Source organism: Streptomyces sp. CG4 (assembly GCF_041080655.1).
Classification (GTDB): domain Bacteria; phylum Actinomycetota; class Actinomycetes; order Streptomycetales; family Streptomycetaceae; genus Streptomyces.
The window spans coordinates 6,777,928-6,799,707 of the sequence record NZ_CP163525.1 but is presented as its reverse complement, the minus strand read 5'-3'; the positions used below and the strand labels follow the sequence as shown (position 1 = coordinate 6,799,707).

18 protein-coding genes are annotated in these 21,780 nt (G+C 73.3%); 6 read left to right on the top strand and 12 right to left on the bottom strand.

Annotated elements, in window-relative coordinates; genetic code table 11:
- Window positions 1-79 precede the first annotated feature (79 nt).
- A complete protein-coding gene (locus AB5L52_RS31065) occupies window positions 80-406 on the bottom strand; it encodes a nuclear transport factor 2 family protein (protein WP_351566120.1) in 327 nt (108 codons plus the stop codon).
- 131 nt (window positions 407-537) lie between these two features.
- Between AB5L52_RS31065 and AB5L52_RS31060 the strand changes: the two genes are divergently transcribed.
- Window positions 538-1,092 (top strand): DoxX family membrane protein, encoded by a 555-nt coding sequence (locus AB5L52_RS31060; RefSeq protein WP_369367287.1) that lies wholly within the window; start codon window positions 538-540, stop codon window positions 1,090-1,092.
- Window positions 1,093-1,297: 205 nt separating this feature from the next.
- Window positions 1,298-1,957, top strand: a complete 660-nt coding sequence (locus AB5L52_RS31055) for a hypothetical protein (RefSeq protein ID WP_351020901.1) — start codon at window positions 1,298-1,300, stop codon at window positions 1,955-1,957.
- Window positions 1,958-2,005: 48 nt separating this feature from the next.
- Here the strand turns inward: AB5L52_RS31055 and AB5L52_RS31050 are convergent, their stop codons facing one another.
- Window positions 2,006-2,662, bottom strand: coding sequence for a hypothetical protein (locus tag AB5L52_RS31050; protein ID WP_369367286.1), 657 nt, complete (start codon window positions 2,660-2,662; stop codon window positions 2,006-2,008).
- A gap of 371 nt (window positions 2,663-3,033) precedes the next feature.
- On the opposite strand from AB5L52_RS31050, the gene AB5L52_RS31045 reads away from it, so the two are divergent.
- Window positions 3,034-3,726 (top strand): twin-arginine translocation signal domain-containing protein, encoded by a 693-nt coding sequence (locus AB5L52_RS31045; protein WP_351020897.1) that lies wholly within the window; start codon window positions 3,034-3,036, stop codon window positions 3,724-3,726.
- Window positions 3,727-3,820: 94 nt separating this feature from the next.
- On the opposite strand, the gene AB5L52_RS31040 is transcribed toward AB5L52_RS31045, so the two are convergent.
- The 3 genes from AB5L52_RS31040 to AB5L52_RS31030 are packed head-to-tail and all read right to left on the bottom strand — an operon-like array spanning window position 3,821 to window position 6,710.
- Window positions 3,821-5,137, bottom strand: coding sequence for an ABC1 kinase family protein (locus tag AB5L52_RS31040; protein WP_369367285.1), 1,317 nt, complete (start codon window positions 5,135-5,137; stop codon window positions 3,821-3,823).
- Between the two features lie 40 nt (window positions 5,138-5,177).
- A complete protein-coding gene (gene tatC, locus AB5L52_RS31035) occupies window positions 5,178-6,062 on the bottom strand; it encodes a twin-arginine translocase subunit TatC (RefSeq protein WP_351020893.1) in 885 nt (294 codons plus the stop codon).
- A gap of 33 nt (window positions 6,063-6,095) precedes the next feature.
- Window positions 6,096-6,710 carry a twin-arginine translocase TatA/TatE family subunit gene (locus tag AB5L52_RS31030; protein WP_351020891.1) on the bottom strand — a complete coding sequence of 205 codons (615 nt, stop codon included), beginning with the start codon at window positions 6,708-6,710 and terminating at the stop codon, window positions 6,096-6,098.
- Between the two features lie 448 nt (window positions 6,711-7,158).
- Between AB5L52_RS31030 and AB5L52_RS31025 the strand changes: the two genes are divergently transcribed.
- Together AB5L52_RS31025 and AB5L52_RS31020 are read left to right on the top strand one after the other, a co-directional pair.
- A complete protein-coding gene (locus AB5L52_RS31025) occupies window positions 7,159-8,238 on the top strand; it encodes a cobalamin-independent methionine synthase II family protein (RefSeq protein ID WP_369367284.1) in 1,080 nt (359 codons plus the stop codon).
- 20 nt (window positions 8,239-8,258) lie between these two features.
- On the top strand, window positions 8,259-8,810 hold the full coding sequence (locus AB5L52_RS31020; protein WP_369367283.1) for a carboxymuconolactone decarboxylase family protein: 552 nt from the start codon (window positions 8,259-8,261) through the stop codon (window positions 8,808-8,810).
- A 70-nt stretch (window positions 8,811-8,880) separates the two neighbouring features.
- Here AB5L52_RS31020 and AB5L52_RS31015 read toward each other — a convergent pair whose 3' ends face one another.
- Genes AB5L52_RS31015 through AB5L52_RS30985 form a run of 7 tightly spaced genes read right to left on the bottom strand, consistent with a single transcriptional unit; the run spans window position 8,881 to window position 21,089 of the window.
- On the bottom strand, window positions 8,881-9,783 hold the full coding sequence (locus AB5L52_RS31015; protein ID WP_369367282.1) for an alpha/beta fold hydrolase: 903 nt from the start codon (window positions 9,781-9,783) through the stop codon (window positions 8,881-8,883).
- 55 nt (window positions 9,784-9,838) lie between these two features.
- A complete protein-coding gene (locus AB5L52_RS31010; protein ID WP_351566093.1) occupies window positions 9,839-10,534 on the bottom strand; it encodes an NAD(P)-binding domain-containing protein in 696 nt (231 codons plus the stop codon).
- A complete protein-coding gene (locus tag AB5L52_RS31005; RefSeq protein ID WP_351020881.1) occupies window positions 10,527-10,988 on the bottom strand; it encodes an acyl-CoA thioesterase in 462 nt (153 codons plus the stop codon). The genes AB5L52_RS31010 and AB5L52_RS31005 overlap by 8 nt, the downstream gene beginning before the upstream one ends.
- Complete coding sequence (locus tag AB5L52_RS31000; protein WP_369367281.1) at window positions 10,906-16,971, bottom strand: SDR family NAD(P)-dependent oxidoreductase; 6,066 nt, start codon at window positions 16,969-16,971, stop codon at window positions 10,906-10,908. Before AB5L52_RS31000 ends, AB5L52_RS31005 begins: the two co-directional genes overlap by 83 nt.
- Before the next feature lie 19 nt (window positions 16,972-16,990).
- Window positions 16,991-17,992 carry an enediyne biosynthesis protein UnbU gene (locus AB5L52_RS30995; protein WP_351020877.1) on the bottom strand — a complete coding sequence of 334 codons (1,002 nt, stop codon included), beginning with the start codon at window positions 17,990-17,992 and terminating at the stop codon, window positions 16,991-16,993.
- Window positions 17,989-19,926 carry a CRTAC1 family protein gene (locus tag AB5L52_RS30990; RefSeq protein WP_351020875.1) on the bottom strand — a complete coding sequence of 646 codons (1,938 nt, stop codon included), beginning with the start codon at window positions 19,924-19,926 and terminating at the stop codon, window positions 17,989-17,991. The genes AB5L52_RS30995 and AB5L52_RS30990 overlap by 4 nt, the downstream gene beginning before the upstream one ends.
- Window positions 19,923-21,089, bottom strand: coding sequence for a DUF1702 family protein (locus AB5L52_RS30985; RefSeq protein WP_369369006.1), 1,167 nt, complete (start codon window positions 21,087-21,089; stop codon window positions 19,923-19,925). The genes AB5L52_RS30990 and AB5L52_RS30985 overlap by 4 nt, the downstream gene beginning before the upstream one ends.
- A 236-nt stretch (window positions 21,090-21,325) precedes the next feature.
- On the opposite strand from AB5L52_RS30985, the gene tatA reads away from it, so the two are divergent.
- Window positions 21,326-21,598 (top strand): Sec-independent protein translocase subunit TatA, encoded by a 273-nt coding sequence (gene tatA, locus AB5L52_RS30980; protein WP_351020873.1) that lies wholly within the window; start codon window positions 21,326-21,328, stop codon window positions 21,596-21,598.
- Window positions 21,599-21,780: the final 182 nt, after the last annotated feature.

The following is a 21,780-nucleotide window of genomic DNA, read 5'->3' as shown; positions in this document are numbered from 1 at the left end:
CTTCCCAAGCCTCACGCATCTTTTCGCCAGGGTGGCTCAATGGGTCCTGCACAGCCGGCCGGTGCTATGCCTGCCCGTGCTATGCCTGCCCGGTCTCGAAGCGGGAGATCCGTCCGTCGTCCTCGACGGTGAAGGTCCACCGGGTGCGCATCTCGCCCCAGGTGTCGTTGCGGTAGCGGGCGAGCAGGGCCCGGCCGCCGGAGGACTCGTTGTCGACCTCCAGGTGACCGTTGGAGGAGAAGATCTCCCGGTCGATCCAGTCGTCGAGGTCACGGTCGGAGCCGTCGTCGGACATGGTCGCACCGGGCGCGAGGAGGGCCATGAATCCGTCCCGGTCATGGGAGTTGACGGCGCTGACGAAGGCCCGGACGGCCGGGTCGCTGAGATTGGCTGGCTTGATCGTCATGGCGCCAGGCTCACACCACTGCCCCGGACCCGCCACCCGAACGCCCGCCACAACGGGCCCACGGGTGCCGCAGCTGCGACGGTGGTGACACGCGCCTCTCCGCCACTTCGCCTCTCCGCCTGGGAGCCACCGTGAGCTGTTTCGACCGACGCGATCTGGGCCTGCTGCTGCTCCGGCTGGGGACCGGCGGGGTGCTGGCCGCGCACGGTGCGCAGAAGCTGTTCGGCTGGTTCGGCGGGGGCGGTCTGGAGGGCACCGGCCAGTTCATGGAGTCCGTCGGCTATGCGCCGGGCAGGGCGAGTGCTACGGCGGCGGGCCTGGCGGAGGCGGGCGGCGGCACCCTGCTCGCCCTGGGCCTGGCGACCCCGGCGGCGGGCGCGGCGGCGGCCGGCGCGATGGCGGGGGCGGCGGCGGTGCACCTGCCCAACGGCTTCTTCGCCCAGGGGGGCGGCTACGAATACGCGGCGAGCCTGGGCCTGGCAGCCGCGGGTCTCGCCGTCACCGGCCCCGGCCGGCTCTCCCTCGACCACGCCCTCGGCCATGTCTTCGACCGCGGCTGGATGGTGCCGGTGGCCCTGGGGGTGACGGCGGCGGCCACGGCAGCGATGATCGGGGCGCGGAACTGCCGGGTACGGGCGAAGACGGAGGGGCAGCAGGAGGTGTTGTTCGAGGAGTTCGAGGAGTAGCCGGGGCGCACTCTCCCGCCTGGCGGCGCCCCGCACCCACACCGGTGTGCGACGTGGCGATCAGGTGAGGCTTCGGCATGTCGGTGCGCGGGACGGGGGAAGCGGGCGCGGAAAGGATGAGTATCCGATCCGACAGAGGCGCACCGTGCGCGCGGTCGCCCCTCGAAGACCGACACCCGCCAGAAGCGAGGGAGAGACACAGACCATGAGCGATGTGCGACGGTCGGCCATGACGCCGGCGCGTCCCGGCACCGAACGCCGTCCGTCCGTCCGCCGAGGCGTGCCGAGGCGTGCGGGCAAGTGGTGCGTCGCGGCCCTTGCGGCGGGCGCCGCGCTCGCCCTGGGCGGCGGCCCCGCCCCGGCCACCGCCGCACCGGCGCCGGGGGCTCCCCAGCCGTACTGGGGAACCGACAGCCCGCAGAGACCGATCGCCCTCATCAAGTCGGGCGCGTCCGGCCCGGTGTCGTTCGGGATCAAGGCCACGAAGGGCATGCCCTCCCGCGTCGACGACCTGACCTTGACGGTGTACTCGCCGGAGCTCATGCGGCTGGCCGACACGAAGGTGACCCCGGTCGGCCGTGCGCCGGGCGGGTGGTCCTGCCGGATGTTCCACGGGATGACCCCCATGACGCACAACGGCACCCACATGGTCTGCACGTCCCGTTACAGCGGGCCGCCGCCGGCCAAGGAATGGCGCTGGAAGGTGAACATCGCGGTTCCCGCGGAGCTGCCGGCCGGCACCCGGAGCGCCAACGGCTGGGCGTCCTTGCGGCTGCACTCCCCCGGCCGCGGCTCCGGCACCGGGTGGGACTCACACGCGATGACCCTGGAAGCGCGTACGCCGGTCGCGTCGCCGGCCTCCTGACGGTGTCCGCCCCGGCACTGCGGTGCCGGGGCGGCCTGCGCACCCCGGTCAGCGATGCTGTCCGTGCCGGGAGGTGTGCTGGGGCTTGCCCGGAGTGCTGACCTTCAGGGACATGGTCGTCCAGACGGACCGCCCGCGGTATCCGAAGTGGAACGCGGCTCCCTGGTTGTAGGGCGTGCCGGCCAGCGTCGTTCCGGCCTTCGTGCCGGGCACGACCTTCATCTTCAGCTGCCAGGCCGCCGTTCCGCCCGCGCGGGCGACCCGCCCGTGGTGGTCGGAGAAGCAGCGCAGGATCGTGCTCTCGTACGGGACGCCCTTCCGGTACGCGTCGCCCTTGCAGGTCCAGCCGCCCGGCGCCCCGTGGAGCGGGATCAGCCTGGTGTCCGTGAAGCGGGTGCCGTAGGGGGCCCAGACCTCCATGTACATGCGCCCGTCGTTGCGCATGCTCTTCCTGCCGGTGTTCTTGAGCTCGATCCGCGCCCGGCCCGCCTGCCCGGGCGCGATGACGACGGGCGGGTTCTGCGGGTGGTCGACCAGCACGGGATGCGGTTTCCCGGCGGCCGCCGCCGGGTGCACGCCCATGACCGCCGCCGAGCCGGCCAGTATGGCCGTGGCGCACCACGTGCCGACCAGGCGGGCCGCGCCCCGGCGCCGCGAACGGGCGGCGCTCGTGGTCCCGGTGGCCGGTCCCTGTCCATCCGTCATGACGAACGGCCTTTCCGTTGCCCTGGGTGGGCCGTGCCGGCGGCACCGCCACCGTACGACCCGACTGGATATGCGGTATCCAACCTCCCGAACGCCCAAATAGGCCGGAAAAGCGGACATGACGGCAGCGCCACTAACCCGTTCAGCCCTCTTCGAGGATTCTCCGCACATCACCTACCAGTGCGGTACCAGAGGAAACAGACCCCAATAGAAGGAAATAAGAACTTTATGACGATTCGTCACTTTCACTGCGGTATACGTGAGTCGAAGCTGCCGTAGGACCCGGCCATGAGGGACACAGGGTGGCGGCGGCCTTCCAGGACGGCCCATGTGCTGCCCACTCTCACCTTGGAGAAAGGAAAAACAGTCGCATGACTGAGTCTGCTGAGATCACCGGCAGCGGGAGCGACCGCCGCGGGTTCATGAAGGGCGCGGCGGTCACCGCCGCGGCGGTCGGCGCCGGGGCTCTGGCGCCGGGTGCCGCCCAGGCCGCGGAGGCGGAGCGGATCGCGGCTCTGCAGCCCGCGTTCCCGTTCCCGCTGCCGCCCGTCGGCGTGGACATCCCTTGTAGCTGCTACGCCTCCAATGTGCCCCTGCAGATCAACACCGGGGTCGTCAACCTCGACTTCAAGGGCGGCATCGACGTCTGCGTCCGTACGAGCAGCGAGACCGGCCTCGTCCTGGAGATCATCGGCCACAAGGTGGTCGCGGACACCCCCACCCAGACGGTCACCATCGAGCAGTCGGACGCCACGATCACCCCGCTGAGCGCGCTGCAGATGAACCCCGGCAACCCGACCGCGGTCCCGCCGGTCCCGCCCTTCCCGGAGATGCTCCTCAAGCTGCTCTTCAAGCTCACGGTCGCCCCGAAGGACGGCAGCCCGCCGCTGGTCCTGTCCACCGACCCGAACAACCCCGCCACGCTCAGCTCGGGCATCCTCAAGGCGTTCCCGCCCTCCAACCAGGGCTACACGCTCGGCAGCAACGTGCCGCTCCTCGACTCGAACGGCAACCAGGCCGGCATGCTGCAGGGCTTCCCGGTCACGGTCAACCAGAGCGCCTGAGCACCGTCGAACGCCGAACCGCGCCCCGCCACCGGCCAGGTGGCGGGGCGCGGCGTGCTGGTACCGGCGGCCCCGGGAGGGTGCTCCGCCTCAGTCAGGCCGCCGGCTGAAAGGCCTCGCCGAACACGGACTTCATCAGATACGGCCCGGCCTCCTTCTGGAAGTCCACCTGCGGGGCGAAGGCCCGTACGGTGCCCTCCAGCACCAGCAGGGACAGCAGCGGGAACACGAACTCCGGTGCGGCGTACAGGTCGTGGCGGCGCTGGATGTCGAACAGCGAGGCGCCGAACGTCACCAGGTCGAAGTCGGCCGCGACCGCCCCGCTGTTCGCCCGTACCAGTGCGGCGAGTTCGCGTGTGAAACCGTCCGTGTCGGCGCGCGGCCCGGGGGTCGCCGTGGTCAGGACGATCTGGGCGCAGGCCTCCCCGTCCCCCACGTGCATCTGCAGGAAGAACCAGGCGAAGGCGGCGCGGGTCCGCTCGTCCAGGCGCACGGTGAAGCCGGCGTCCACCAGCACCACGTCGCCGTCCGGCAGGAAGTAGAGGTTGCCGGGGTGCAGGTCGCAGTGGACCAGCCCGTCGATGAAGAGCATCCGGTAGATCCCGCGCAGCGTCGACAGGACCGCCCGCTCGCGGACTTCCTCCGGGAACTCGTGGGGCGCACGGCGCCGCAGGCCCTCCATGAACTCCATGACCAGGACGTCGTCGTGGCCGAGGTCCCGGTGCACGGCGGGGACCCGGAGGCCGGACTCCTCCGCCATGTTCCGGCGGAACTCGGCCAGGAAGCGCGCCTCCCGCTGGAAGTCGAGCTGGCCGTGGACCGCCTCGGTCATCTGGTCGACGACGGCGACGGCCGGGAGACCGCGCAGCTGTGGCAACCGGGCCATCAGCCGGGTGCCCCTGCGCATGAGTTCCAGGTCCACCGCCAGCTGCCGGGCGACTCCGGGGCGCCGCACCTTCACCGCGACCCTGCGGCCGTCGGGGGCGATCGCGCGGTAGACGCAGGCGATGCTGCCGGCGGCGACCGGGCGGGCGATCCCGTCGGCGCCCCGGTCCAGTACGAGGCCGGTGTCCCGCAGTTCGGCGGCCTCGGTCGTCAGCGGCGCAGGCCGGACACCGTCGTAGAGGCGGGCGAACGCGGCGCACAGCCGGGGCGGCAGCACGTCCGCCCGGGTGGCCAGCAACTGGGCGGCCTTGATGAAGGCGGGGCCGAGCCGGGTGACCAGGTCCACCAGCCAGCGGTCGCGGCGGGTGCGCAGGTCGCGGCGGAGGACCCCGACCGCCGTCTGCCCGGCGAGTGCCACGGCGCCGCGCAGCAGGAGCAGGAGGAGAACCGCCGCACGCCCCACGAGCGCTCGGCGCGGGACGGTGGCGAACGGGTCCGCGGGCGACCGGACGGTGTCTGCGTTCATCGATGACTCCGAGACGACTCGTGGGCGGGGCAGCGGTGTGTCAGTCCCTGCTTCCCGCCGGAACCTGGATCTGTGACGGCGTCAGGTCGAGCGACGACGCCTCGTCGGGCGAGAGCGCCGCCCCCGCCCTGCGCGTGCGCACCCGGTCGCGCCAGCCGATCACGGCCAGCGACAGGGCGAACAGGACGGTCATCGGCACCGCGAGGACCATCATGGTGAGCGGGTCGCCCGTGGGGGTGGCGAGGGCCGCGAACACGAAGATCAGCATGACGAGGGTCCGCCAGCGGGCCAGCAGGCTCGCCGCGCTCACCACGCCCGTGAAGTTGAGCAGCACCAGCAGCAGCGGCATCTCGAAGGAGAGGCCGAACACCAGGATCATCCTGAGGAAGAACTCCAGGAACTGGTCGCCCTGGAGAAAGTTGCTGAAGGAACCCGGCGTGAATCCGAGCAGGATCCGCAGGGCCTGCGGGAACACCCAGTAGGCCAGCCCGGCCCCGGACAGGAACAGCGGCACGGCGGCGGCGACGAACCCGAGCGCGTAGCGCTTCTCGTGGCGGTGCAGCCCCGGCGCCGCGAAGGCCCACAGCTGGTACGACCAGAACGGGCTGGAGAGCACCACTCCGGCGGCCAGCGCCACCTTGAAGGTGAAGGTCAGCGGGGTCATCACGCCCTGCATCACCATCAGCCCGTTGGGGCAGGCGGGGGTCGGGGGCGCGATCCCGTGCAGGCCGGGGATGTGGCAGCTGGGACCGGTCAGTTCGGAGATCAGCCAGGGGTGCAGATACCAGCCGGCCACCGTGCCGAGGAGCACGAAGAGCAGCGCCTTCGCCAAGCGGTTGCGCAGCTCGCGCAGATGCTCGCGCAGCGGCATCCGGCCGCCCGGGTGGGCCGGGGTCCGGGGTGTGTCGGGTCGGGTCGTGTCCACGGGGCCGGAACTCCTCATGCGTGAGCGACGAGATCAGCGATCGTGCATCCGTACGCCCCCGCCGCCCTCCGGCGCGGATGCCTCCACGGCGGATGCCCGCGCCCCCGCCCCCGCCGCCTCCGCCGCGGCCGCCGGTGACGTTTCCTCGACGGGCTCCTGCGGCGCCGCGTCCGCCGAGGTGCCCTGGGCCGGCGGCCCGGTCCGCTCACGCGGGATGGGCGCGCTGAACGGGTCCGCGTCCTCGGGCATGCCCATCTCGGCGGCCGAGGGGAACGGCACGTGCGCCGGCCAGTCCGCGGGCTTCGGGCCCGGCTGCCACTGCGGCTTCGGCGGGTCCCAGGGCGTGTCGTCCGCCAGCAGGTGCTTCGCCACGAACGCCCGCGGGTTGAGGTCACGCAGGCGCAGATCCTGGTACTCGGGACCCAGCTCCCGCCGTACCCCGTCGGTGGCGCCGCGCAGGGCCGTACGCAGCCTGCGCAGGCCACGTGCCGCTTCCCCGACGGCCTTGGGCAGCCGGTCGGGGCCGTAGAGGAACATGGCGATCAGAGCGAGAGCGACCAGGGTGAACGGGCTCAGGTTGAACACCATCACTCCAAGAGGAACATCGAGGTCGCTGAGGTTGCTGAGGTCGCTGGATCCGTCGAACACCCAATCATGACGACCATTTCATGCCCCATATCACCGCATATCATCACAAACGCGCGCCATGTGGCCGGGGATTCACTCGTTGAGGCCCTCACCTAGCGGCGCATCCGCCGACCGCGGACCGGGCCGGGCCGAGCCGGTGTGCGGCGGACCGAGCCGGGCTCGCGTGATGCGGACCGAGCCGGCTCGGGTGAAGTCGTCGCCCACCGGGTCGCGGGGGCGCCGGGTCGCCGGGTCGCCGGGTCGCCGGGTCGCCGGGTCAACTCGACGCCTGGACGGGCATCCCGATCCGGTGAACCCGCCCCCGGCGGGAACCACGCGCGGACATACCGCCGGAATCCGCATCGCCGCAGGTCACCGAGAGCCCCCGGCGCGACCGGCGGCCGACGTGCCGTGATGGCGGGCTCGTGCCTTCTTGTCGGGACGCGGGGGGCTTCCTATGGTCCGGGCCATGAGCATCCCCACGGAACCGATCGGCAGCATCCCCCGCCCTCGCGACCTGCAACAGGCCCTCGGTGAGCACGCCCAAGGCCGGTTGGACGACAAAGAGCTGACAGCGCTTCAGGAACGGGCGACGGCGGACACGCTCGCCCGCCTCGAGGCGCTGGGCTGCCCCGTCCTCGTCGACGGCGAGCAGGCCAAGCCCAGCTTCGCCACCTACCCGATCGCGGGCCTGGCCGCCCTCGCGCCGGACGGCGCCGTCATCCCGTTCGCCGACGGTCACGTCCGGCAGCTGCCGCACCTGACCGCGGGGCCGTTCCGCTACCAGGTGCGCGCGGAGTCGTATCTGCGCGACGCCCTGCGGCACACCGACCGCCCCCTCAAGCAAGCGGTCATCGCGCCCTCGGCGCTCAGCCTGCTCTACCCGGCCGAGCCCCTCGCGGGGTACTCCCGCGAGGCGTTCCTGAGCGACCTGGCCGACGAGGCGGAGGCCGACATCCGCGGCTGCCTGGAGGCGGGCGCGCACGTGGTCCAGCTCGACTTCACCGAGGGCCGTCTCTCCCTCAAGCTCGATCCGAGCGGCGCTCTCCTCGACGACTTCATCGCCCTCAACAACGAGGTGCTCGGCCGGTTCGGCGAGGCGGAGCGGGCCCGCCTCGGGGTGCACACCTGCCCCGGCGGCGACCACGACTCCACCCACAGCCTGGACGTCGACTACGCCGGACTGCTGCCCAAGCTCTTCCAGCTGCGGGTGGGCAACTTCTACGTCCAGCTGGCTAGCGAGGCCGACCCCGAGCGGGTCCTCGGCATCATCGCCGATCAACTGCGGCCCGGCATCCGGGTGTTCGTCGGGGTGACCGATCCCATCGATCCCCGGGTGGAGACCGCGGAGGAGGTACGCGACCGGGTGCTGCTCGCGGCCCAGCACATCCCGGTGGACCAGCTGGGCACCTGCGACGACTGCGGCTTCTCGCCGTTCGCCGACGACACGTCCACCTCACGCGACCTGGCCTTCGCCAAGATCGACGCCCGGGTGCGGGGAACCGCCCTGGCCGCCGAGGCGCTGGGCGTTCCGCTGGACGTGCGGTAGACCGACCGAAGGAGCCACGCATGCCGCACATCGAGCTCGGCAATGACCTGCCCGGGATCGTGTCGCTGTTCGCCTTCCGGCCCGAGACGGCGGCACCGCTCAGCGAGCTGGCCGAGGTCCTGCTGCGCGGGCCCAGCGCCCTGGACCGGGGCGAGCGGGAGCTGATCGCCGCCCGGGTCTCCCACCTCAACAGCTGCTCCTTCTGCACCGACTGCCACGCCGCGTTCGCCGCCGCCCAACTGGACCAGGGGCTGCCCCTGGTCGACCAGGTCCGCACCGAACCGGCCAGCGCGCCCGTCTCCGAAAAGCTCAAGGCGCTGCTCGCCGTGGCCGACGCGGTCCACAAGAGCGGCCGCGACGTCACCGACGAGCACATCAGGACCGCCCGCTCCGCCGGGGCGACGGACACGGAGATCCACGACACCGTGCTGATCGCGGCGGCGTTCTGCATGTTCAACCGCTACGTCGACGGCCTGGCCACCACTCTCCCCGACCGGCCCGGCGCGTACACCGAGATGGCGGAGCACATCACCACGCACGGTTACCGCAGCGCCGTACCCCTCCAGCCCTGACGACACCGCTTCCGTTCCGTCGCGGCCGACAGGGCAGCCCGATATGCGGGCTGCCCTGTGCCGTTGCGTGTCACGTCGCGGCGGCCTGGTGAGCCGCGGGCGGGCGGGACGAGCGCACCTCGTCCTCGGCCCAGAACGCCGTCAGAGCCGCGGCGAGGGCGTCGGGGTTGTCGTGGTGGGGCAGATGTCCGGCTCCGGGGACGACACTGTGGCGCGCGCCGAGGTGCCGGGCCAGTTCCCGGGTGCGGTCCACCGGGACCAGCGGGTCCTCCGCGCCGCCCACCACCAGCATCCGGATGCCGTCGGCGCGCAGCGCGGCGACGAGATCCGGTGCGGCGGCGGCCGCGGCGAGGTGCTCCATGCTCATCGGGTGGCTGCGGGCCAGCCGCTGCCGGATCAGGGCACGACGCTCGTCGGTCAGGGTGCCGCCGCGGTGCTGCCGCGCCACCAGCGGCTCCCAGTCGGCCGACGCCACGTCACCGGCCGTCAGGGGCGCGTCCCAGCAGGGCGCGACGAGGGTGAGGCTGCCGTACGTCGACGGTGCGAACCGCTCCCGGGAGCGGGCCTGGAGCACGGCGGTGGCCGCCACCAGGGCGCCCGCGCCGTGGCCGACGAGGTGCACGGGCTTGCGGGCACACGCCGCCGTCATCGCGACGGCCAGGTCGGTGGCCTGCGCGTCGATGCCGTACGCGGCGGGATCGTCGGGGCCAGGGGTCTCGTTCTGGCCGCACAGGTCCACGGCGAAGAGCCGGTGTCCCGCCTCGACCAGGCGGTGCATCAGCGGCAGGAAGTCCTCCTTGGCGCCTCCCGCTCCGGACACCAGCGCCACTCTGCTGCCGTCCCAGTGGGGGCCGGACGGACCCGGGCGGCGGACCTCGACGCCGGCGAGCGGACCGTGCGGGGCGGGCATCAGCAGGCGGACGACCGTCCGCGCATCGGCTTCCCGGCAATCGGACTCGGGCGTTCCACACATGGGTTTCCTCCTTCAGGGCGCTTCAGGGGCGCTTCAAAGGCGCTTCAATGGCGCTTCAGGGGCGCAGGATCCGGCATCCCACCAGCCCCGTACGCCCCGACTGCGCGTCGATGTGGCACAGCAGTTGGGCCAGATGCTCCAGCGAGCGGGCATGGGTGAGGGGTCCCGCCGGCACCGCCTCGAAGCCGAGCGCCTCCACCCAGGCGCAGACCAGTCGCTGCGCCGACGGATCGTCCACGGCGACGGGTACGCTCGGCCGGCGCCACTCCCCGCCGGGCGCGGGCCCAAGTCGGCTCAGGGCCTTGGCCGATACCGTGTTCAGCGCCTTCGCCACCCGTGCCCGGGGCAGCCGCCGGGCCAGCAGCTCCGCCTCGCTCGGCCCCCAGGGCCCACGCGGTGCGGGCATGTCCCGCCGGGGCATCGCGGGGTTGGACAGCTCCAGCACCACCTTGCCGGCCAGCACCGGTGCCAGCTGCTCCGCCACCTGCCGCAGCGGCTCGCCCGGCGGCACCGCGAGCACCACCAGCTCGGCCGCCGCCGCGGCTTCCCGGGGCGCCAGCTGCACCACCTCCGGCGGCACACCGGGCCGTCTGCGCCGGTGTTCGCGCACCCCGGCCCGTACCGGAAGGCCCTGCCGGAGCGCGGCCTGCAGCAGCGCGGACCCCATGCGTCCGCAGCCCACCACGGCGGTGCAGACGGGCAGCGGCGCGGCCGCGGCGGCACGGCCGGGGCGGACGTCCCCTTCAGACACTCCGGGCCACCGCCAGGGCGGGTTCCCGCTCGTAGGGGCGCAGCGCCGCGGCGAGTTCCTCGGGTACGTCCATCGGCTCCATCCCCTCGGCGGTGCGCCGCATGCAGGCGATGGTCTGCTCTCCCCGGGCCACCAGCTGGGCCGTCCGGTCCCGCAGCCGGTAGTAGTCGAAGAACATGGTGACCTTGTTCGCCTCGCGGGCGCCGAGCGACATCCGCACCTCCACCTCGTCGACGGCGTACAGCTCGGCGAAGAAGTCACAGCGGCTGGAGACGGTGACCATGGCGAAGTCCTCGTGCAGGGCCCTGAGCACTCCCGGTGCCCGCTCGGCCAGGAAGCGTTCGCGGCAATGCCCCTGCCACAGGAAGTAGTTACTGAAGTACACGTTCCCGACGAGGTTCGTCTCTTCCAGCATCACCAGATGCCGGTGGTTGTACGTGGTGCGCTGCCACATGTGTGCCTCCCGCTCCTGTCATCACGGCCACGGCGATCACCGGGCCCGGCCCGTCGCCGTCGCCCGGCCCCGGTGCCTGCACGCCCTCGGGCGCCAGCTCGGCCGGGACCACCGCGGTCGCGACGAGCGAACGCCCGCTGCGGAAACGGACCCAGCCGTCCTCGAAGACCCCGTCCACGGTCAGCGGCGCGGTGGGGCCGCACCCCGCTTTGGCGCCGCACTCGGCCACCGCCCACAGCCGTGCCGCGAGGGCGTGGTCCGGTTCGTCCAGCGCCGGCCGCAGTTGCGTCCACAGCCCCTCGTAGGGGGCGCCGAGCGCCGAGCGCACCCCGTCCGCCTCGGCGGCGGCGATCCGCTGCCAGTCCACGGCGACCCCGGCCGGGGCCGTGGCGGTCAGGACCAGCGGACCGCAGTGGCTGCGCGAGGTCCCGTGCGGTGGCCGCACCGGAGGGACGGTACGTTCCCGCGGTGGGCCCGACTCGATGCCGAGCGTCAGGGCGGGGTCCAGGCCGAGCGTGAGCGCGCCCCGTTCCAGGTGCACCGCGAGCAGCGGCCGGGTCCAGCGCTCCCGGCGCGGCAGCGGGCCCACGTCCAGCAGCCGCAGCCCGCGCCAGCGGACCAGGACCCGCCCGCCCCCGTCCACGGCCTCGACGTCCCATGCGTACGCACCGGCCTCGGACCAGCGCTCCCGGGCGTGCACGGTGACATCTCCGTCCGCGCCTGCCGGGCCCGGCGCCGCGGCCTGGAACTCCTCGCAGCCCACGGGCAGCAGCCGCCGGCCCGGGACACAGGCCTGCAGCGCGTGGATGGTCGCGTCGTTGCGTCCGGGGCTGCCGAGGAGCAGGCCCTGGGCCAGTCCCCCGGCGAACCAGTCCGCCTCGACGGCCTGGCCCAGCCGGGCCCTGACCTGCCGGGCCCGCAGTCCGGCCAGCCGTTCGACCCGCCGGAAGCGGCCGGTGTGGAAGTAGAGCGGCCCGTAGAGGTCCGCGGCCGGGACCTCGGGGTCGTCGCCGGTCACCGGCGGCAGGGCCGGCGCGTCGCCCGCCGGCACCGTGTCGTCGTCGTCCGGCAGCGGGAACACGGCGCGGAAGTGGTCCGCTCCGAACGCCGTCTCGTCGCTGCGCAGGGCCACGGTGACGGCGCCGTCCTCGGCGAGCGCGCACAGCCGCAGGACGCGTGGGGCGCCGGACGCCGGTGTGACGGGCTGCTCGAACGTCACCTCGCGGCAGCGGCGCAGCGCCCGGCCCGCCAGTACGGAGGCGGCCTGGGCCATCGCCTCCAGACCGACGACGGCGGGCAGCACCGGCAGCCCGTCGATGCGGTGGTCGCGCAGATACGGGTCGGTGGCCTCGGTCAGCACGTTGTCCACGACGAGTTCCACGCCCGGGTAGTGGATGCGCGGGCGCGTCAGGAACCGGGCCGCGGTGCCGAACGCGTCCACGGGCAGCGGGCTCGGCGGCAGTCCCATGCGCCCGTGCACGGCCACCGCCGTGGGCAGGCCCCGGGCGGCGGCCAGCCGCAGCAACAGGTCCAGGCCCTGCTCCACGGGGATCGGTGTGACGTCGTTGCGGGCCAACTGGTCCAGCACACCGAGCCGTTCCCCCATGCCCACGCCGGCCCACACCGACCAGTCGAGGACCAGGGTGCGGCAGTCGGGCAGGTCGCGGGCCTCGTCCTGGAGCATCTGGCGCAGCCGGCCGTTGGCGAGCGCGTAGTGGCACTCGCCCGCCAGTCCGTAGCGGCCGATCACCGAGCCGAATCCGATCAGCAGGCGCAGCCGGCCGCGGTCCACCGCGGCCAGCAGATGGGCCAGACCCGCTGTCTTCGGTGCCAGGTGTGCCCGTACGTCGGTCTCGGTGAGGTCGGCGAAGCGCCGCGGCTGGTTGATCCCGGCGGCGTGCAGCACGGCGGTGACCGGGCCCAGTTCGCGCTGCACCTCGGCGACCGCGTGCGCGGTGGCGTGCGGGTCGGTGAGGTCCGCCCGCTGGTAGCGGACCGTGGCGCCGAGTTCGGCGAGCCGTTCCAGGTTCCGCCGCAGCGCCGCGTCCCGGGCCGGATCACCGCGGCCGAGCAGGGCGAGCGCGACACCCGTCGTACGGGCGAACGCGGCGGCGGCCTCGAAGCCCAGCCCCTTGCCGCCGCCGCTGACCAGCAGGACGTCCCCCGCGCCGAGCACCGGTTCGGCGCCGGCGTCCGGTTCGGGCAGCGGCATGGCGACCGGCTCGGCGCAGCTGCCGTCCTCGCGCACCACCAGCTCCCGCAGCACCCCGGGCTCGGCGCCCGCGACGGCTGCCGCGGCCGCCAGGCCCGTCTCGGTCGGCGGCACCCGGAGCACGGTGATGCCGAGCTCCGGGTGTTCCTGGTACAGGCTGCCCGCGAAGCCGGACAGGCCCGAACCGTGGGTGACCAGGACGAGCCGACCGCCACCGGCGAGGGCCGAGCGGGCCGCGCCGAGGAGCCCGGCGAGCCCCTCCGGCGCCGCCGCGTCGGGCACGTACACCAGCTCGGCCCGGCCCGCCGGCTCACCGGCCGGCAGCCGGAAGGTGCCGGGCGCCGATCCCCGAGGTGCCGCGACGGTGACCCGGCCCGGACGGTCGGCGGGGTCCGGGGCGGGCGGGGCGACGGGACGCAGTTGCTCGGCGAAGCAGCGGATCCAGGGCGCGACCCCGGGGACGATCGTGTCCGGCCCCGCGCCGCTGCCGGCTCCGGGGAGCGCGCGCACCACCTCGACGATCTCGGCGAGCGACGCGTCCGCCATGGTCAGCGGCGCGGCCGGGGGCTCGCGATCCGCCGCGCGGGCGGCCTCGGCGACCAGCTGGGTGACCTTCAGCGACGACAGGTGGAGGTCGCTGAGCAGCCGCTGGTCCGGCGCGAGCGCCGTCGGCTCGAACTCCGTGGCCCGGGCGACCAGGCGCAGCACGATGTCGGCGACGTCCTCCCCGGACGGGTGGCCGACGGGTTCGTCAGGATCGGGGGGCGGGAACGGCTGGGCGGGGACGGGTTGTTCAGGCTCTAGGGAAGGTTCGGACCGTACGAAAGGTTCGGGCCGTACTGAGGTGAACGGCTGGGCGAAGGTGAACGGCTGGGTGGGCACCGCCGGTTCGTCGCGTACGGGCGGCTCGGCCGACGCGGCCCGCTCGGCAGGCACGGAAGCGAACGGCCCGGCGGATGCGGACGGTTCGGCGGATGCGGACGGTTCGGCCGGTGCGGTACCGGGGCCGGGTGCGGGCCGGGCGCAGGGGTTGCTGATGAACACCCGCTCCCGCCACGGGTTCACGGGGCGGCTCTCGCGGCCCTCGAACAGTGCCTCGGCCGAGGCGAGCGCACCGCAGGCGAAGAGCGCGGCCGCGGTCTGCGCGCGCGGCCCCGGGCCCGCCGCCCCGACGTCCAGGGACACCGTGGGCACGCCGCTGGGGGCGGCCAGGGCCGCGAGGCCGCGGCCGGGGCCGGTCTCGCAGAACAGGTCCGTGCGGTCGGCGGCCGCGCGGACTGCCTCCCAGAACCGCACCGGTGCCGTCATCTGCGCACACAGCAGGTCCTGCAGCTCCGCTCCCCCTGCGCGGCAGACGCCGCCGGTCACGCCGGAGAGCAGCGTGCCCCGGGGCGCCGCCCATCCGGTGGCGCGGACCAGGGGCGCGAACTTCTCCGCCGCGGCGGCGACGGCGGGCGAGTGGAAGGCGTGCGCCACGGGCAGCGGCAGCGCGTCGATCCCGCGCTCGGCCGCGCGCCGGGCCAGTGCGGCCAGTTCACCGGCGGGTCCGGCGACCACATGGGCCAGCGGCCCGTTGTACGCGGCGACCACCAGCGAGGTGCCCCGGCACAGCTCCTCGGCGGCCGCGGCGTCGACGGTCAGCGCCAGCATTCCCGTGCCGGGAGCGCAGAGTTCGGCCATGGTCCGGCCGCGCCGGTCCACCAGTTCCAGGCTCTCCCGCGCGTCCAGACAGCCGGCCCAGACGAGCGCGGCGTACTCGCCCAGGCTGTGCCCGAGCGCCGCCTCGGCCCGTACGCCGAGCTTCTGAAGCCACCGCAGGCCCGTCAGCGAGGCCCGGTGCACGACCGACTGGGCGGCGGCCGTGTCGGCGACCGCGCGGGGTCCGTGGGCGAAGGGTGGCTGGAGTTCGTGGGCGAGGGGAAACCCGCTCGCCTCCTCCTCGGCCAGGTCGGCGCCGAGCGCACCCGGCCCTGCGGGCAGCGGGGCCCCCTGGCCCGGGAACAGCAGGGTGACCCGGCCGGGGCAGGCGTTCCCGGCCCACACGCCGGGGCGCCGGACCAGCGTGCCCGGCCCGGACTCGGCGAGTGCGGCCGCGGCGGTCTCGGCGCGCCGGGCGAGCTGCTCGGGGGATGCGGCGATCAGGGCGGCGCGGACCGGGCCGGGGTGGGGCGCGCGGCCCCAGGCGCAGGCGAGGTCGTGGAGTTCGGCGTCGCACAGCCGCGGCGCCAGCCGTGCCAGGCGTCGCAGCCGGTCCGACAGTTCCCCGGGGCTGTCCGAGCTGAGCAGGATCAGCTCCTGCTCCGGGTCGGCCCTGCGGGCGCGCGGCACAGCAGGGAGGGTGACGGCTCGCGGCTTCGGCTGCCGGGGTTCGCTCAGCACCACATGGGTGTTGATGCCGCCGAACCCGAAGGCGCTCACCCCGGCGACGCGCGGCCCGGGCTGCCACTCCGTCGGGTCGGCGAGGATCCGCAACACCGCGCCGTCGCCGACGAGTTCGTCCCGGGGGTGGTCGCATCCCGTGGTCGGCGGCAGCACGCCGCCGTGCACGCTCAGACACGCCTTGATCAGGCCGGCCAGTCCGGCCGCGGCCTTGGTGTGGCCGATGTTGGCCTTGATCGATCCGAGCGCGGCCGGCCGCGGGGACCCGGCGCGCAGCGCGCACAGCGCCTGCAGTTCGATCGCGTCGCCCACCGCCGTACCGGTTCCGTGGCCCTCCAGCAGCCCGGTGGCGGCCGGGTCGGCCTCCGCGTGGGCGTAGGCCCGGCGCAGCGCCAGGAGCTGGCCCCGCCGATCGGGGCGGGTGATGCCGCCCGCGCCGTCCGAGGAGATGCCCCAGCCCCGGATCTCGGCGTAGACGGGCATGCCCGCGGCGGCCGCGTCCCGGCTGCGCATCAGGGCAACGACCCCGCATCCCTCGCCGGGCAGGAAGCCGGTGGCCTCCTTGTCGTAGATCCGCATCCGGTCCTCGGCCAGCGCGCCGAGCCGCGCGAACCCGACGAGTTCGAACGGGTCGAGGCTGATGTCCACGCCGCCGGCCAGCACCAGGTCGACGCTCCCCTCGCGCAGCCGCCCGCAGGCCGTGGTCACGGCGAGCAGCGAGGAGGCGCAGGCACCGTCCACGGTGAAGCCGCCGCCGTGGAAGTCGAACTGATTGCAGATCCGGCCGGCGATGGTGTTGGCGAGGCCGCCCGCCAGGAACTCGTCGTCGGGCGCGGGGAACGGCTCCAGGTAGCGCTCGGCGGTCCGGGCGAGCACCTTCTCGCGCTGTGCCCCGGTGAGTCCCTCCTCCGCCAGGACGCCGTCGAGCACGGCCCGTACGTACGGCCAGCGCAGCCGCATGGAGCGGGCGCGGGTGACCTCGCCGGTGAGGGTGTTGCCCATGACCACCGCGACCCGGTCCCGGTCCAGGCCGGCGCCGCCGGGGGCCCCGGCGTCCTCCAGCGCGCGGGCCGCGGTCTCCAGCGCGAGCCAGTGGGCGGGGTCGGTGGCTCGGTGCACCGCGCCGGGGACCCGGAAGGCGCCCCGGTCGAAGTGCCAGCCCTCCAGCAGGGCGGCCCTGGTCCCGTAGATGCTGTCCGGGTCGCGGCGCGTGGGGTCGGCGTAGTCCTCGACGGCGAGGCGTTCCGCGGGCAGCCGCCGGAACGCGCGCCGCTTGCGCAGGACGAGGTCCCACAGCTGCGCGGGGTCGTCGGCATCGGGGTAGCGGCAGGCCATGCCCACGACGGCGATGCCGTCGTGGGCTGCCGCACCGGCCTTCTCGTACGGGGACAACGGCGACCCTCCTAGCCAGTCAGGACGCGTCGGCGACCGCGGCACCGGCGCCGGAAGCGGCCGTGGCACGGGCGTCCTGGGCGTCGGCCTGTTCTGCCTCCTGGCGCGGGGCCGGGATGCTGCTGCCGCCGCGCGCCGAGAGGAAGGCCAGCAGGGCCGCGCGCAGCACGCAGGCGGTGACCAGGGCGAAGAACAGGCCGAAGACGATGTGCAGTTGCACGAGCACGCCGTACGCCGCGGCGATGGTCGCGCCGAAGACGACCTGGTTGCGGCGGCGCCACGGCGAGGTGCCCGGATCGGTGATCATGTAGTTGGTGAACAGCACGAAGGCCGTGCCGGTCATCGGCAGCAGGGCGCTCACGGTGGAGACGTCGGTGACCGCGCCCCGCAGCAGTGCCTGCGCCGCGAAGCCGCCCGCCCAGCCGAGGATCAGCGGGAGTTTGCCGGTCAGCTTGCCGTTCAGCAGGGTGCCGAGGACCAGCACCACCGACGGCGGAACCGCCCCCCACCAGCCGTTCAGCCACTCGGTGAACTCGTACGGCGGTGCGATGCCCACCCACGGGAACAGCAGCAGGACCGAAACGATGCCGAAGTTGCTGGGGTTGAGGACGTGCCGGGCCTTGCCCATCACCCGGACCCGGAACAGGTACTTGCTGGACACACCGACGATCGCGGCCAGCAGCGTAGGCCAGATGCGGCTGTTGGCGTACAGCAGCATCGCGCAGGCCAGGCCCCCGATGTAGGCGGGCAGCAGGAAGTCGACGGCTTCGCCGAGCGGCCGCCGGTACCGGACCGGGCGCCGTAGGCCCCATGCCTCGACCGTTTCCAGGAGCAGCTCGGTGAGCACCGCGGCCAGGACGGAGAACAGCGGGGTGGCATAGGCCTGTTCGAAGCCGAGGACGGTGTGGCCGAGCACGGTGGCGGCCGTGATGGACATCGCGAAGCGGCGCAGCGCCTTGCTGCGCCGGCACGGGGCGCAGGGCTTGCCGGTGTCGACGGCGCAGGTGTGGTCAGTCGTCATGCGGGGACCTCCGCGATGGTTCCGTCGGCGGCGAGCACGAGGGTGTGCCAGCCCGGTGGGAGGGTTGTGGTGCGCTCGTGCCGTACTCCGTGGAGGTCTCGCCAGGAGAGGTCCACGCGCATCGGGCGGACCGGCTTCTGACCGCCCAGGCCGAAGTGCAGATCCGGGGCGGCGACTCCGCCGTGTCCGTTGGCGGGGTAGAGCTGCTGCTCGGTCACCTTCCCGTCGGGCAGGTGCAGCCGGGCGACGGCACCGATGGCCGGGGTGGTGACGGCGCGCGCTGATCCGGTGGGCAGCCGCAGGTGCAGCCCCAGGAAGGGGGCCGCCTTGGACCGGTTCCGGTACAACACCGACTGTCCCCACTGATTGGCCGCGACGAAGTCCAGCCGTCCGTCACCGGTGACGTCACCGACGGCGAATCCCCGGGTGACCGCGGTGGACGCGACCCCGGCTTCCCTGGCCAGGTTCACATAGCGGCCTTCGGGGGTCCGGACGAAGAAGGTGTTCGGGTCGTGGCCGGAGAGATCGTCCCCCGGTTCCACATTGGGCCACAGTTCGGGGTGCCGCAGGATCAGGTCGTTGGACATCGCCGCCTCCTGCAGCTGCGCCCAGCGATCGGTCCGGCCCGCCAGGAATCCGGTGGCGTGCATCACCTGGGGATAGCCCGAGTTGTCGAAGTCGGCCGCGACGAGGTCCCACGTCCAGCCGGAGCGGGACAGCCCCATGTCCTCGCTGTGGTCGTCGTAGGGAGCCTCGCCACGGTGCAGCAGGGCGCCCAGCCGGTCGCGGGGCACCGTGGGCCGGAAGACGAAGTTGCTCTCCTCCAGTGCGTAGGGCTCGGTGATGTTGCCCACCAGGATGGACTGGGTGCCACTGCGGTCCAGGTCGGCGAAGGCGACGCCCATGCCCTTGAACGAGCCGTTGCCCAGCTGTTTGGACTTCGGGGTGGTGAAGTGGCGGGTGCCCGTGGCCAGGCGGAACTTGGGGGCGCCGGGCCGGGACTCGTTGATCAGCAGCCGGCCGCGGCCGAAGTCGTTCGCCTGGTACAGGTCCGGCAGTCCGTCGCCGTCCAGGTCCTGCGCGCCGAGCGCCAGCGTCCAGCCGTACGGCGGCTTCGGCCCGAAGGCGGTGCGCACCTCGGCGAAGCGGGCCTCGGGCTGCGGGCCCGAACGGCCGCCAGTGAACCGGAAGTAGCGCAGTGTGCCGCCGTTCAGCGCGTGGGACATCGACGACGGCATCTGGAGTTCGGACTGCCTGGCGGTGGGGTCCAGTACCCGGGCCCCGTCCTTGAAGTAGTTGCCCACGACGAGGTCGAGGTGCCCGTTGCCCTCGAAGTCGCCCAGGGTCATCGCGTTGGTGTTCCACACCGGGTGGCCGGGCACCAGTTCCCGCGGCACGAAGGCGGCCCGTGCGGGGGTGGCGCCGGGCTTGCGCAGGAAGAGCACGGGCGAGCGGCCCCAGTAGTAGACCACCAGGTCCTGCCGGCCGTCCTGGTTCAGGTCGGCCGGCATACAGCCCATCGGGGCCGCGTACGACGGCATGTACAGGCCCTTCGCCGCAAGGGTGAAGGGGCGGTACCGCTTCCCGGTACCGGGCGCCGGCTCGACGGTGACCGTGTCCGTGCGCGGGTCGACCAGGCACACGTCGTGCGCGACCGTCCCGCCGTCCGCGGCGAACAGCCCGGCGCCGGCACCGACCGAGGAGATCCACGACCGGATGTGGTGAAAGGCCGGAGCCACCGGCCGCACCCGCCGCTCACCCGGCCGGTCGGGGGCGTTCAGCGGCTCTGCGGTGAAGTGGAAGGGGGCCGCCGCCGCTGCCCGGTCGGCCGCGGACACCGCGTCAGGCAGGGCCAGCGAAAAGGCCGTGAGACAGCAGCAGAGTGCCGTGGCCTTGGCGGCGTGCGCCCTCAGAAAACGGCCGGGGGAGTTCATCGGCTCCTCCGAAAACGAAGCGCACCCTTGCCGGCTTTGGCGGTTACGGCTTTGGCGGCAGCGGGGGTTGGTGTGTTGGCGGCACCGGCGGTTAGGGCGTTGGGGGCACCGGCGGTTACAGCCTCCGCGGATTCAGCGGTTACGGCTTCGGCGGGTTCGGCGGGTTCAACGGTCACTGCCTCGGCGGGTTGAGCAGTGCTGGAGGCCGGGGCGGGGTGCTGGGTGGGGTGCTGGGTGGGGGTGCCGGTCGGGGCGGAACCGTCGTGGGCCGCCCACAGCCGTCTGATCCCGGCCCGCCATTCCTCGTAGTGCCGTGGTGTACGAGGGTCAGGGCCCAGGTTCGCATGGGCGGTGTCGGTCCAGCCGGCCGCGGTCTGCGCCGGCACCCCGGTGAGGATCAGGGCACCGCGGTCGCAGTGCTCGGGCAGGGGCGTACGGGCGCGCTGCCGGGCCCCGCAGGCGAAGGCGGCTCCCTGGGCGAGGTGGGCGCCGTAGCCGCCCGCCGCCTCCACCAGCGCGCGCAGCTCGTCCTGGTTCGCACCCCCCGCGTACACGGCCGCGAGGCCGATTCCGCTCCACAGGTCCGCCCGCCGCCACCCGGGGAATTCGGCCACCCGCAGGCTCAGTGCCTCGGGGTCGGCGCATTCGTGGAACCACAGGCACCGCCCGAGCCCCTGGTCCCGCACGGCACGCTGGCGCGGGTCGAGGCCTCGCTCGATCCGCTGCCCGGCCACGACCCGGTCCGAGTCGAAGAACCCCTGGTAGAAGCCGAATCCGTCCCAGGCGAGCCAGCGCAGCAGGGGATCGCCGGCGCGCAGCCCGTACCAGGGGCGCAGGCGCAGCTTGGCGAAGGCCCAGCCGGCCCCCACATGGATCAGGTGCGGATAGTCGGCACCGGCTCCCGCGAGAAGTTCCCGCAGTCTGCGCCCCCGGGAAAGGGTGAGCAGGTCGAGCAGCGCGGAGCCCATGCCCGCGCCCTCGTAGGCAAACCCTCGGAATTCTGCGGGGACACCGTCGAGCGCGGCGCCGAGCGCGTCCGCATTTCGGGCATCCACCGAGTGATTGAATCCCTCGAGAAAGGCCCTTCCGGAATCCTCCAACCGCTGCCGGGCCGGACCCGAGCGGAGCCTGAATCGGCGTGCTCCGAAATCGACTTGCCGCATGTCCTGCCGCAGCATTTATTTCCCCTCCAGTGCGTCATCTATTGCGATTAATAGCCTCGGGGCAACTCGGCGTTTCCTTGATCCTCCGAAAGAGTGCACCTGACCGGCCCTGCATCCAACAGGTGAACCCCGCTCAGCGGTCGCCGGTCAACCGGGTAGAACCCCGGAAAAGGTGACGGTGGGCATGCCGTCGCGTCGCGAGAATGATTCACCCGCACCAGCCGAAGAAGGTCGTGATGCTGGAAAACCGTCTGCTCGAAATCATCATCATCGCCCTGGTCGTCATGGTCCTGTTCGGAGCGAAGCGGCTCCCGGACAGCGCACGCTCACTCGGAAAGTCGCTGCGCATCCTCAAGGCCGAGGCCCGCGCCGGCCGCGACGAGGCGGCACAGGAGGAGCCGTCCACGGCGACCGAGCCGGCCGCGCTCACGAAGGCGGAGGTGTCCGCGCAGCCGCGTCCCGTCGTCGCGGAGGTCAACGGGAAGGGGCGAGAAGTGCTCCACGACTGACCGTCGTCGCACAGGTGGTGCACCGGGTGCCGTACATCGCGCAGCCGGTGCCCGATGCGCGCGACGCACCCGATGCACCCGATGCGCGCGATCACAAACCAGGGCCGATCGCACAGACTGTCCCGCCATTGACGCGTTGTAGTCACGTTGTCACAGTGCTTCGTGGCATCGGCCTGCACCGG

What these genes read in the sequence shown, in the direction of transcription:
- tatA (WP_351020873.1), top strand. Translation starts at nt 21,326, where the DNA reads ATGCTGGAAAACCGTCTGCTCGAAATCATCATCATCGCCCTGGTCGTC.
- AB5L52_RS30985 (WP_369369006.1), bottom strand. Translation starts at nt 21,089, where the DNA reads ATGCGGCAAGTCGATTTCGGAGCACGCCGATTCAGGCTCCGCTCGGGT.
- AB5L52_RS30995 (WP_351020877.1), bottom strand. Translation starts at nt 17,992, where the DNA reads ATGACGACTGACCACACCTGCGCCGTCGACACCGGCAAGCCCTGCGCC.
- AB5L52_RS31050 (WP_369367286.1), bottom strand. Translation starts at nt 2,662, where the DNA reads ATGACGGATGGACAGGGACCGGCCACCGGGACCACGAGCGCCGCCCGT.
- AB5L52_RS31025 (WP_369367284.1), top strand. Translation starts at nt 7,159, where the DNA reads ATGAGCATCCCCACGGAACCGATCGGCAGCATCCCCCGCCCTCGCGAC.
- AB5L52_RS31040 (WP_369367285.1), bottom strand. Translation starts at nt 5,137, where the DNA reads ATGAACGCAGACACCGTCCGGTCGCCCGCGGACCCGTTCGCCACCGTC.
- AB5L52_RS31065 (WP_351566120.1), bottom strand. Translation starts at nt 406, where the DNA reads ATGACGATCAAGCCAGCCAATCTCAGCGACCCGGCCGTCCGGGCCTTC.
- AB5L52_RS31055 (WP_351020901.1), top strand. Translation starts at nt 1,298, where the DNA reads ATGAGCGATGTGCGACGGTCGGCCATGACGCCGGCGCGTCCCGGCACC.
- AB5L52_RS30990 (WP_351020875.1), bottom strand. Translation starts at nt 19,926, where the DNA reads ATGAACTCCCCCGGCCGTTTTCTGAGGGCGCACGCCGCCAAGGCCACG.
- AB5L52_RS31005 (WP_351020881.1), bottom strand. Translation starts at nt 10,988, where the DNA reads ATGTGGCAGCGCACCACGTACAACCACCGGCATCTGGTGATGCTGGAA.
- AB5L52_RS31020 (WP_369367283.1), top strand. Translation starts at nt 8,259, where the DNA reads ATGCCGCACATCGAGCTCGGCAATGACCTGCCCGGGATCGTGTCGCTG.
- AB5L52_RS31045 (WP_351020897.1), top strand. Translation starts at nt 3,034, where the DNA reads ATGACTGAGTCTGCTGAGATCACCGGCAGCGGGAGCGACCGCCGCGGG.
- AB5L52_RS31015 (WP_369367282.1), bottom strand. Translation starts at nt 9,783, where the DNA reads ATGTGTGGAACGCCCGAGTCCGATTGCCGGGAAGCCGATGCGCGGACG.